The 12,267-nt window shown below is 53.8% G+C and carries 8 protein-coding genes and 1 pseudogene; 2 read left to right on the top strand and 7 right to left on the bottom strand.

Features of this window, described 5'->3' with window-relative positions:
- Positions 1–82 precede the first annotated feature (82 nt).
- Together R50912_RS05115 and R50912_RS05110 are read left to right on the top strand one after the other, a co-directional pair.
- On the top strand, positions 83–859 hold the full coding sequence (locus tag R50912_RS05115; RefSeq protein ID WP_042232928.1) for a polysaccharide deacetylase family protein: 777 nt from the start codon (positions 83–85) through the stop codon (positions 857–859).
- Positions 860–1,004: 145 nt separating this feature from the next.
- Positions 1,005–2,015: a helix-turn-helix transcriptional regulator gene (locus R50912_RS05110; RefSeq protein WP_042232926.1), complete on the top strand. Its 1,011-nt coding sequence runs from the start codon at positions 1,005–1,007 to the stop codon at positions 2,013–2,015.
- A gap of 90 nt (positions 2,016–2,105) precedes the next feature.
- Here R50912_RS05110 and dhaK read toward each other — a convergent pair.
- The 7 genes and pseudogenes from dhaK to R50912_RS05070 form a co-directional block, all read right to left on the bottom strand.
- A pseudogene (gene dhaK / locus R50912_RS34050) lies at positions 2,106–3,749 on the bottom strand (dihydroxyacetone kinase subunit DhaK).
- Entirely contained in the window at positions 3,746–4,846 is a 1,101-nt protein-coding gene (locus R50912_RS05095; protein ID WP_042232919.1) for a glycerol dehydrogenase, read from the bottom strand. The pseudogene dhaK and the gene R50912_RS05095 overlap by 4 nt, the downstream one beginning before the upstream one ends.
- A 134-nt stretch (positions 4,847–4,980) precedes the next feature.
- Positions 4,981–5,988, bottom strand: coding sequence for an AraC family transcriptional regulator (locus R50912_RS05090; RefSeq protein ID WP_042232917.1), 1,008 nt, complete (start codon positions 5,986–5,988; stop codon positions 4,981–4,983).
- Positions 5,989–6,386: 398 nt separating this feature from the next.
- Entirely contained in the window at positions 6,387–8,597 is a 2,211-nt protein-coding gene (locus R50912_RS05085) for an alginate lyase family protein (protein WP_042232915.1), read from the bottom strand.
- Between the two features lie 42 nt (positions 8,598–8,639).
- Positions 8,640–9,509, bottom strand: coding sequence for a carbohydrate ABC transporter permease (locus R50912_RS05080; protein WP_039302214.1), 870 nt, complete (start codon positions 9,507–9,509; stop codon positions 8,640–8,642).
- Positions 9,510–9,533: 24 nt separating this feature from the next.
- On the bottom strand, positions 9,534–10,442 hold the full coding sequence (locus R50912_RS05075) for an ABC transporter permease (protein WP_042232913.1): 909 nt from the start codon (positions 10,440–10,442) through the stop codon (positions 9,534–9,536).
- Between the two features lie 77 nt (positions 10,443–10,519).
- Positions 10,520–12,085 carry an extracellular solute-binding protein gene (locus R50912_RS05070; protein ID WP_042232911.1) on the bottom strand — a complete coding sequence of 522 codons (1,566 nt, stop codon included), beginning with the start codon at positions 12,083–12,085 and terminating at the stop codon, positions 10,520–10,522.
- Positions 12,086–12,267 lie beyond the last annotated feature (182 nt).

Below are 12,267 nucleotides of genomic sequence, written 5' to 3'. Positions count from 1 at the left end.
GGGGCAAATGGAGCATTCTAAGGCTCAAGCAGCGCAGGAACGGCTTATAAAAACACAGGGTGTGGAGTGAAACTTGAGACGCATGAAAAGAGGAATCCGAATCACTGCCGCGGCCCTTGCAGCGCTCGCGCTTATAAACGGCTCTGCAGACATTGCCCTCGGCAGCCCGAACAGGGCCAAGAACCGCTATTATTATGAGGAACGGGGCGACATGATCTGGGAGGTGCAGACCAGCCAAAAGGTTATTGCACTCACCTTCGACGACGGCCCGGACCCCTTCGAAACGGATGGTATTCTGGAGGTACTGCATGAATACAATGCGAAATGCACTTTTTTTGCAATTGGCAAACGGATCGCCGCTTATCCCGAGGTCGCCAGACGCGTCATTAATGAAGGCCACGAGCTTGCGAACCATACCTATAATCACGTTTATTTCAAAAAACCGGTCTCCGGGAAGCAGATTCAGGAGGAGCTGGAGCTGACGGAGAAGGAGATTGTCAAAGTATCCGGCAAACACAGCAGCCTGTTCAGACCGCCGGGCGGAATGTACGACGACACGATGATTGATGTGTCCAACAGCATGGGCCTGAAGCCGGTGCTCTGGTCCTGGCATCAGGATACCCGCGACTGGAACCGCCCCGGAGTCTGGAGCATCTCCAATAGAGTGATCCGCAATGCCAAGAGTGGCGATATCGTCCTGTTCCACGACCATGTCCATGGACAATCGCAAACGAAGGAAGCGCTGAAGATCATCCTGCCCGAGCTTGAGAAGCAGGGGTTCCGGTTCGTTACCGTCTCCGAGCTGATCACGTTATCCGATGCGCAGCAGGTGAAGACAGAGCGGCACGGGACTTATTGAAGCTCCGTCTTCCGCTCTCCGCCTGCTGTCCGGGGGTTTCTTAGATTGCGCAGGTCCACAAAATAAGGTAGTCTTGAGCATTATAAGCATTATAATGGCTACCTGTGACTACTGCCGCAGTGCATCCCCTGGGAGGGTTTAATTCATGTCCGAGAATACTTCCTATACAACCGAGGAAATCGCCCGGTTACTCAAAATATCCAAACTTAAAGTCTATGATCTGATCAAAAAAGGAGAGCTGCCCTCCTACCGTGTCGGCAAACAAATGCGTGTTGACCTCTCTGATCTGGAGGCATACAAGCAGAACTCCCGCAGCAGCGGGGCCTATGGGCATCCACTCCCCGGCGGAAGCGGATTACAGGAAATACAGCCGCTGCAGACGCCCGCTTCCTTCGCGGCTCCGTATCAGGCCTTCGCCCCGCCGCCGCCCCACACCGGCAAAAGCACCAGTATGAATGTGGTCATTACCGGCCAGGATATGTCGCTTGATATTCTGGCGACCTATCTGGAGCGTACGCTGCCGTCCACCCGCCCGCTCCGTTCGTATGCCGGCAGTCTGGACAGCCTGATTGCCATGTATCACGGGGAATCGGATATTGTCAGCACCCATCTCCTGGATGGGGATACCGGCGAATATAATCTGCCTTATATCCGCAAGCTGCTTGTAGGCTTTTCTTATAAAGTAGTACATCTGCTATCACGCAGTGCCGGGTTCTATGTGCGGAAGGGCAACCCCAAAGGCATCCGCAGCTGGAGTGATCTCCGGCAGAGCGGGCTGACCCTCATCAACCGCGAACGCGGCTCCGGGGCCCGGGTGCTGCTGGATGAGCAGCTCCGCCTGCTCGGAATTCCATCCGCATCGCTGGAGGGCTACGGAACCGAAGAGAATAGCCATCTGGCTATAGCCGGAATGGTGGCGCGGGGCAGTGCCGATGTGGGCATCGGCACCGAGAAGGCCGCCAAGATTATTGACGGCATCGACTTCATTCCGCTCATCAAGGAACGCTACGATCTGGTCATGGTCAAGAAACCCGAGAATGAACAATGGATCAGCACGGTTATTGATATTCTGCGTTCATCCGCCTTCCAGAATGAGCTGAAGTCCATTCACAGCTATGACCTGACCGAGACTGGAATTATCATTTACGAGACTTGAACTAGCGGAACAGCAAAGGGACGCCCGGCGGAGATATACCACCGGGCGTCCCTTTTCACTGCATCTGTATGTCAATTGGGCATTCAAGCCTTACTGCTGCATCCGGTCTACAATCCCGGTGAACAGAATACCTATCGCTGTAGCTCCGGCATCCGGGTGGCTGAGGCTCCGCTCGCCCACATAGCTTGCCCTCCCTTTGGAAGCGATGATGTCTTTGGTGTGCTCGGCTCCCTGCACCGCCGCTTCTGCCCCCTTGCGCATGCTAATCAGCAGGGCGTCGCCATTCTCCGCACTCTTCCGCTGGGCTTCAGCAGCAGGAATCAGTGCATCGAGCAGCGTCTTATCGCCAAGCTTCGCTCCGCCCCGCTTCTGAATCCCTTCCGCCGCATGCTCCAACAGCTCGGCAAGTTCAAGTCCGCTTAGCTCTGTCCGGCCCTTGGCGTATTTCGCCGCGCTGCGGAAGGCTGAGCCCCAGATTGGACCCGAGGCGCCTCCGCAGTGCTCAATGATCACCATCCCGCAGGCTTTGAGGAATTCACCGATTTCCTCCTGCGGCAGCTCCTCCCATTCCAGCTTCAGCTGCCGGAAGCCTTTGGCCAGCGACATGCCGAAGTCCCCGTCTCCGGCAAAGGAATCCAGTTCACAGAATTCGACTTCCTTCTCAATGATAAGCTTTGCCATCTCATCGATCATCACTACTATATCAGCTGTAAGCAGCTTCTCCATTGCTTCCGCCTCCTAACATCTATAAGCTGCCGTCTCCGCGCTATAGTCGAGTGCCTGCTTCAGCTCATCATCCAGCTTCAGCAGGGTGACCGATGCTCCCGCCATATCAATCGCACTCATATAATTGCCGACAAAGGTCCGGTATACCCTAATCTTGGCTTCCTCCAGCAGCAGGCTGACGGAACGGTTCAGAATGTACAATTCCTGCAGCGGCGTTGCCCCGAAGCCGTTAATCATCAGCGCAACCTCTTCCTCCGGGTTAACCGGCATATCGGCAAGCAGCGCCCGCACCGCCTTCACGGCCAGTTCATCGGCCGGAACGAGCTTTTCCCGGGCAATACCCGGTTCGCCGTGAATGCCTACACCGAATTCGATCTCATCCTCTCCAAGCGCGAAGGTTGGCGAGCCTTTGGCCGGCACGGTACAGGAAGTCAGCGCGAAGCCGATCGACCGGACATTGCGTACTGTTTTCTCCGCGATGGCCTTGACCTCCGGAAGTGTATCTCCGCGTTCTGCAGCCGCTCCGGCGATTTTATGCACAAACACCGTTCCGGCCACGCCTCTTCTGCCTGCCGTTGAGGCATCGTCTGCCACGGACACATCATCGTTCACATACACTTTCTCCACAGAAATATCATCGTCCTCGAACGCCATCTCCGCCGCCGCATCGAAATTCATGCAGTCGCCGGAATAGTTTTTGATGATCAGCAGCGTTCCTTGGGAGGATGCCGTCTTCGTAATCGCGTTGTAGACCTGAATGGTCGAAGGAGAGGCAAACACATCACCGCATACCGCCGCATCAAGCATTCCCTTGCCTACGTATCCGCCATGGGCCGGCTCATGTCCGCTGCCTCCGCCACTGATCAGGGTGACTTTGTCCGGGTTCAGCTCTTTACGCGTAATGATCCTGTATTTCCGGTTCCACTCCAGCAGCTCCGGATGGGCAAGCACCATGCCTTCGATCATCTGCACGACTACATCTTCAGGGGCGTTGATGATCTTCTTCATCTGGCTTCGCCTCCGCTTCCGCCCAGCCGGTCCGCAGCCAGAATGGCCGCATATACATCATACTTCGTAACCGGGAACGGCATATTATGAATGGACTCCCCTTCGGCACAGGCTCTTTCGGCCACCGGCATCAGCCGGGCTTCACTGATATCGGTAACACCCAATTCCTTCAGGCAGGTAGGTAATCCGAGCGACTTGCAGAAGCCAAGCACCGTGTCCAGTTCTTCCTGCGGCGCATTCTCCAGCACCATGTGCACCAGCGTGCCGAAAGCCACCTTTTCCCCGTGATAATAATGATGAGTCTCCTCCAGAAGGGTCAGCCCGTTATGCACGGCATGCGCTGCCGCAAGTCCCCCGCTCTCGAATCCAAGCCCGCTGAGCAGGATATTCGTCTCGATAATATTCTCCAGCGACTGCGTAACCACCTTGCTGTCATTGGCCGCTTTGGCCTTCAGTCCGTCCTCCAGCAGTGTTTCGTAACAGAGACGGGCCAGCTCCATCGCCGCCTTCGTGCTTACCGCCCCGGAATTGTTATAGGTGAACCCTCTGACACAGGATCTCGCCTCAAAAAAGGTCGACAGCGCATCCCCCATCCCGGCCACCAGAAAACGAGTCGGTGCATTGGCAATGATTCCGGTATCCACCAGCACCACATTCGGATTCTGCCGCGCATACAGATAGGATTCGAACTCGCCATGCTCCGAATAAATTACGGAAGAGCCGCTGCACGGTGCGTCGGTCGCCGCAATCGTCGGCACGACAATAATGGCAATTCTCGCCCGGTTGGCGATGGCTTTGGCGGTATCCAGCGCTTTGCCGCCGCCGAGGCCGACAATGACGTCACAGCCTTCTGCCGCTGCGAACTGTTCCAGCCGGTCAATCTCCTTCAGTGTACATTCCCCGCCGAACCCGCCGGTTACGAATTCGAATCCGCCTTTGGCAACCGCTTTGTCCAGGTACTCCTGAACCCGGGCCTGATCATCCTTATGCGCCACCAACAGCGCTTTCCGTCCATAGATCGTTACATAGTCCCCGATGTTGTACAGCTCATCTTTGCCCTGAACATATTTAGAGGGAGAGGTTAGTATTTTTCTCATTTCACAGCACTCCTTAGGCAGGATTTGTAAACGCTTCCTACTCAGTATAAACGCTTTGCTGCTGTTTGGCATTGCACGATCTTGTATAGAACTATTCCGTCATTTCATCCTATAAACTCCCAGCGCAGCATGGATTATGCACGGCTCTTCAGGCGGTAGACCGCCGGTGTTTCTCCTGTAGCTTTTTTGAAGGTCCGGATGAAATACCCGCTATCCTCAAAACCCAGCGAATATGCGATGCTCACCACAGATTCTTCCCCCTCCACCAGACTACGTTTCGCTTCCTCCAGCCTAAGGCTATTTATATAGGAAGAAAAGGTGCTGCCCGTCTCCTGCCGGAACAGCCTGCTGAAATAATCCGCGCTGATCCAGCATAACTGGGCCATGTCCGCCAGTCTCAGCCGCTCCCGGAAATGCCCATGCATATGCTCCAGCGCTGGCTTCAGCCTGAGGCTCCCGCCTATTGTGCCCGGAGCCTGCTTCCTGTCAGTCGGCCCGTCCACCTCTTCCTGTACCAGTTGCCGGGGAAGCTCATGTACCAGTGCTGCTTCTTCTGTAAGCTTCACATCCGCAGCAGCTGCAGAAGTGCCGAATACATAAGTCCGGTTCCTGGCGCCTACCCTGCCGGTTATATAATGGCTCATGTGGGTGACCAGACGGGCTACGGATTCGATCCGTTCATAAGACATCACCGGAAGGCTCCGGTAATATTCCTCCAGCATGCTGTCATGCTCCCTCTGATCTGGAGTGCTGGTTGCGCTCAGCATATCAAGCTTCTTACCGGTATCCTGTGCGGGAATAGAGATCTGCCCCAGCATAATGGAGCCAAGGTACTTGCTGCCGACTACCAGCGGTACCGCCATATCCACAATCCCCATATGGCATTTATAGACATAGGGGCGCTGCATACTCTGTGCGGCATATCCCCCGCGGTAATCACAGCTCTCACATAACCGGGAGGACTGGGTGGCCGATCTCATCGCTCTGCAAAAGTCCGTGCATTTGCTGTGCCGAGTCACCGGCTTGCCGCCAGCATCGACGGTGAGCACAGCCATATCCGTCACCGCAGCAAGATCGTCCTGAATGATCTGCAGCGCCTGTGTATCCACGACATCCTCAAGCAGTTCCAAAGAGTTCCGCATAGAGTCCCTCCATAATCATTCAAATTATATCTAAAATTATAACATGATAACGGTTGCAACAACTATATTGAAGATTGGAATCTTATTTTTCACACTTTAAAACAGTCTCATTTTTATCCACTTTTCAGACTCGTCCAGAAGGTAAGCTTTCTTGCAATGCTACTGCGGCGGCTGGGGGACAGATAGTCGCAGGGAAGTAAGCATGGAGTCCGTTTATCCAGCCAAAGTTGATTTTGGCCAGGAGTAAGAGTTGCCCTAGTCGCACCCGGTCCGTTCTCAAACAACCTGGCAGAGTTAGAACCCCCTGGACTTAGCCGGTCCTGCCAGCATTCCAATCGCAACGAACAACTAAAACAACGCCCACCCCGGTTCAGGATGGACGTTGTTCATTTCAGCCTTTATGATTTGGAACCGGTATGTACAATAACATCCCGGCTATAGCTGCCCCCGGCAAACTCCAAGCCTTCCGGCTCTTTCTTGCGCGGCAGCAGTGCTTCAGCAATGATATTGCCGGTATGATCAAGGTAGCCCTCCACCTCTACACTGCCATGGTATAAGCAGATTTCATCTACTCTATCTCCCATTACAATACGCAGGGCCGTTGCCTCTTCAGCAGATAGCTCGTTCCCGTTCATCCGTGCAGGCAGGGGCTCAATGGTCACCTTAGGTTTCTCCGTTCCGAACGGAATGGCAAGCGTTACGATTGCCGTCCTCCCCGTCACAGTTAGCGAACGCTTCACCACCGGACTCTCAGCATACTCCCCCTGCTTGAAAATCAGTCCCGGCTCAAGCACCAGCTGGTCCTCAGCGTGGCCGGCCGGCAGATGCTTCAGCAGCAGATTGGCCTCCGCCAGCTGTGTGGATACTTCCCCGCTGTGGCAGTCATACCCCGCCCCTCCGGTAGGCAGATGAAAATACTGCTCATAATGGTGCTGCTCCTTCGCTTCAAACAGATCCACGATCAGCCAGTAGCTGTTCTTGATGAATAGCACCTTGCGGGAATGGATCACCGGATCATCGTAACGGGTATATCCGTATTGGCTCGCAAAGGTGTAGTCATACCCTTCATTAAACTGGGTATCCCAGATTCTGCAGCTTGCCGTAGCCGGCGTATTCCAGTGAAAGCTGCGGACATGCTGGTCCTCGCCATCCACCACTACCGTGTTATGGGCGCGGGTGGATACGGTGTACTTGCGTTCCTTGTTCCACTCGAACAAGCCCATGCCTGAATCCGCCAGCAGCTCGCGCCCTCCGGCGTAGAGTACCAGGCTCAGCGCATCCGAATGGGCATGTCCGCCCACTCCAACACCTGCACGCATCGCCATGTACATGTCTTCCCGGCTCCAGCCCTGCCTGGAGGTAATGTAACCTCCAATCGGGAAGCAGGCTGCCGTTTCGGCAGGCTGCTTCGCCTTCAGCTGCTCATATTGCTGCACCGCATCCGGCCCTACTCTCCAGAGCAGGGAGAACGGCAGCCGCTCATGCCCCAGCGCTTTGAAATCGCCGCGCTGATACAGATAAGCGCCTAGGCTCATGACATTGCGCAGCTCGCTGACCACCTGCACATCGGTATCGCCGAATTTGACCAGCTGTCCGTCGGGAGCCAGCAGATGCATCGTCACAGTGAACATCTTCTCCAAGGTGTCGCGATACTCCCCGGCGTCGATTCCAAGCTTATGGAACAGTGCCACCAGTTCATACAGATCGCGCATCACGATCAGATGATAATTAGGACTGCCTTCGAACTGTACCCCATCCGCATATACGTTCTGGCGGATATATCCCGGCAGCTCACGCAGCCCGTACTCCAGCCATTCTGCGGAATCCTTCAGCTCCGGCAGGAGCAGCGCCGTCTGGATCAGCCCCCGCAGCTGCATGCAGACATGATTGCCGCCGCCGGCATGGTATTTGCGCACATACTGCCCGTGCTCCTGGAAGGACTTGATCAGCTTCAGCTTAACCTCAGGCTCGAACGCAGGTGAGCTGAAGAAGATGATGAAGGCTTCCGGCAGCATAAACAGCCGCACCCCGACAGACAGCGGGTCCCAGGTCGAATGCTCGGAACGGAACGTATCATCCACCGGCACCCTATTATCATCGATGAAGTCGCTGATCATGTCATTGAAGCATTTGGCGTATTTCTCATCACCGGTCAGCGCATAAGCTCTGGACAGATGCTTCACATATACGAACCGGGTCAGATGCAGCTGATACTGTGAGCTGTCATACAGCCAGCTGTTCCAGTCATAGGTGCCGCGCGGAAAGACCACTCTTTTCCCTTTGAATAGCGGGATATCCCCTTCTACGATCCGGTCTGCCTCAGCGATTGTCTGCAACGCTTCCTCCTCATGGCCGTAGTAGCTTGCGGCATACGCCTGAAGCTTGGGAACATCCTTCACTTCAAAGTAATATCTCCCGTTGTTACCTGCTGCAACGACCTCCAGATAGGCATTCCGTGCAGCCAGGACATCACCTGTCTTCAGCTGTACGGCCACACCGGCAAGCTCAGGTCTGCTCAAGTCCAGCATGGTGCCGAGGAATTCTTCATCCGACAGCTGCGGCTTTGTATATATAGGATTATGGCGCAAGTCTTTATACCCAATCGTCATTTGAACCCTCACCTTTATTGGTTTAACGGATCTGATCCGCATCTATTCCTTAATCGAACCGAGCATGGCTCCTTTGGCGAAATACTTCTGCAGGAACGGATACACGATTACAATTGGCAGCATGGCGAGCAATATCGCCGCATTCTGGACATTCGGTCCAAGGTTGGCCGCAAGCTGTGCGTCAACTGCAGCCTCTGCCGAAATATTGGAGGCACTGATCGCCACCATCTGCCGCAGGAGCGGCTGAATCGGCCAGCGCGATGTATCATTCAGATAGATGACCGCAGAGAAGAACTCATTCCAGAACTGCACCATGAAGAACAGCGTAAACGTGGCGATGATCGGTTTGGACAGCGGGAGCACGACCGAATACAGAATCCTGAACTCTCCTGCCCCGTCAATTCTTGCCGCTTCATCCAGACTTTCCGGCAGGCTCTGGAAGAACGAGCGGATGACCATGATATTAAAAGCGCTGGAAGCCGCCGGAAGCACCACTGCCCAGTAAGAATCGATCAGACCCAGATTTTTGACCACCAGATAACTGGGAATCATACCGCCGTGAAAGATCATGGTGAAGAAAATAATCAGCAGCATGATGCGGCGGCCGGGCAGAAACTTCTTGGATAAGGCATAGGCCAGGGTAATCGATACAAACAGGCTAAGCAGCGTACCCATTACCGTGATAATAACGGAGTTCTTGACCGAGGTCAGGAACGTATTCGCATTCAGCAGATAGCTGTAAGCATCCAGCGTCCAGTGCTTGGGCCAGATGAAGAAATTCCCGGCCATTGAATCTCCGGGCGGACTGAAGGATACCGCGATAATGTATAGAAAAGGCAGAATAACCAGCAGACTGATTAAGCAGATAATAACTACAATAATGGTGTCAAACCCTGTTGCCTTGAGCTTCATAGCGTCTCCACTCCTGTTCTTGTTCTAGAATATGCCTTCTTCGCCAAGCAGCTTTGCCGCATAATTGGCCCCGACTACAAGGATCAGACTGGCAACGGATTTGAACATGCCTACGGTAATCGCGAAGCTGTAATTGAATTGCTCCAGACCGATATGGTAGACGAACAGATCGAACACATTGGAGACATCCAGGTTGAGGCTGTTGGTCATCAGGAAGATCTGCATAAAGTTGGAGTCCATAGAGGAGCCCAGGCGGAGCAGCAGCAGTATAACAATCGTGCTCTTGATGCCGGGGAGGGTAATATGCCAGATGCTCTGCAGCCGGCTCGCTCCATCCACCTTGGCCGCTTCATACTGCTCGGGGTTGATCCCCGCCAGTGCCGCCAGGAAGATAATTGTCCCCCAGCCTGCATCCTTCCAGATGGACTGGAAGATGACCAGCGGCCGGAACCATTCATTGCTCACCAGGAAATTGGCATTGCCGTCAAACCACTGGCTGAGATAATGATTAATAACGCCTGAAGGCCCGAAGAACGAAATCGTAATCCCGTAAATAACGACCCAGGACAGGAAATGAGGCAGATAGACGATCGTCTGCGATACCCGTTTGAACACTTTGAGCCGCACTTCATTCAGGAGTAACGACAGGAGGATCGTAAACGGAAAATAAATAATCAGGTTCAGCAGACTGATCAGCAGTGTATTTTTCAGCAACATATAGAAATCGGAGGTTCCGAAAAACTGTCTGAAATTATCCAGCCCCACCCACGGGCTGTTCATAATGCCCTTGAACGGGCTGTATTCCTTGAAGGCCAGAATGAGTCCCGTCATCGGAATGTAATGAAAAATGAGAAAATAGAGAATACCCGGTGCCGCCAGTAAATAAAAAGGCCACAATTGATGAAACCGTCTAGGGCGTAAAGCTCTCTGCACAGGCTAAACCTCCTTATCCATGGGCAAAAGAAAGGGGATCTCCCCCTCCTTTGCCTCTGTTTATATTTAGGTGTTCCTTATTGATGCTCGGCACGATACTGATCCAGCAGCTCCTTGGTAATCTGTACACCTGCACCCGTAGTCCAGGTATCAATCTCCTTCTGTACATCCTCCCAGGTGCCTTCACCCAGCACATATTTGGTCATGACAGCACTCATTTTCTTATAGCTGTCCGGATTCTTGCTGGCGTACTGGGAGTTGTAGCTGAGGAACGGATTCTCCACCCCGATGGTACTGATCGTATCCAGCACGGTCTTTTGCAGCGTCAGAATCTCCGGTTCCTTGGAGTTGGCGTACACATATGGATCTGCCCGGTTCTCCAGGATGAAATTGTTCGGCTTATCCAGCTCATACTGCTTCTTCTGCTCCTCGGTCTGTACAGCCACCCCATCCTTGAAATCACTGGAATGTATGCCGGTGACTCCCGCTTTGGAGAAGGCTACATTCTCCTCGGAGGCGGTGAAATCAAGGAAATCGACAATCTGCTGTACCTTCTCTTCCGGCACAGAGCTTGGAATCGCCCATAATCCGTAGTACCCGGAGAGGATCGAAGCACCCTTCTGTCCGTCTGCGCCTTCCAGCACATCGACAATCGCTATTTCAGCATTCGGGTCCGTCTGCTTCAGCTTCTCCACGTTGGTCTCCACGATGTCACTGACATTCCCTACAAAAGCACCCGCAGTACCTGCGAGGAATTTACTCCGTGCCTGACCCTGGTTCTTGAGCACCGGCGCATCCTTGTCAATCAGGCCTTTGCTCCAGGAATCTCTGAGCCACTCCAGGAATGCCTTGTATTCGGGAGTCTGGAAATCACGTACGACGTTCTCCCCCTCCAGCTTCCATACATTCGGGATACCAAAAGCATATTGAATCGGGAGTACCCCCGAGAAAGGTCCGGGGCTGTTCACGCCGTCTGAACCATAGATCGTAAACGGAATGGTTTTGCCGCCGCCAGCCGGATCATTCTCCTTGAATACCATAAGAGCATTTGTCAGCTCATCGATGGTCTTCGGGACCTCCAGATTATACTTGTCCAGCCAGTCCTTGCGGATCAGGATGTTGGCTTCACCGCCGCCGTACAGGCCGCGCGGCCGGGGAATTCCGTATGTTTTGCCTTCAATCTTAGCTCCGTTCCAGACAACCTCATCAATCTTGCTGATGTTCTCCGTCTTCTCCAGATAAGGCGTCAGGTCATGAAAAGCGCCCATCTTCACCAGGTTGTTGAATTTGTCATCCTTCCCTCCATCCATCAGCAGCAGGTCATAGGAATCTCCGGCGGATACAGCCACGGAGAGCTTGTCAGTGTAGGCTTCGGATGGCACGAAGGTTACGTTCAGATCTACATTACCGCGCTTCTCCAGATCCTCGAGCGCTTTGTTGTTGGTCATCTCCGGCGGATTGCCGAAGAGAATGGTCATCGCCTTGATGCTGGCCGGCTTGGCGGCCGTGCCCGCCTGTGTCCCGCCTTCCGGTGCGGCCGTGCTGCCTGCCGCTGGATTATTATCACCGGAGCAGGCCGCCAGGGTGGTTACCATCAACGCCGCTGAGGCCACAAGCGGTACAAGCTTTCTTTTGAAACTCATTGTCATCCCCCATTTGCTTGTATTGATTGCGTTTACATTATCCTTACACTTTGGATTATAGAAGACGCCCCGGCTTGTGAACATGCCGGATTCGAGCCAAAGTGTCACCATTTTTAAGATTCGCTGTGTTCCAGGTTTCTACCCATTCTACAATGTACTATAATCTTTATAGGATAGCCTGC

The sequence above is a fragment of the Paenibacillus sp. FSL R5-0912 genome (assembly GCF_000758605.1).
Classification (GTDB): Bacteria; Bacillota; Bacilli; order Paenibacillales; family Paenibacillaceae; genus Paenibacillus_AQ.
Note: the sequence above shows the minus strand (reverse complement) of the source record. Positions and strands in the feature narration are given on the sequence as shown.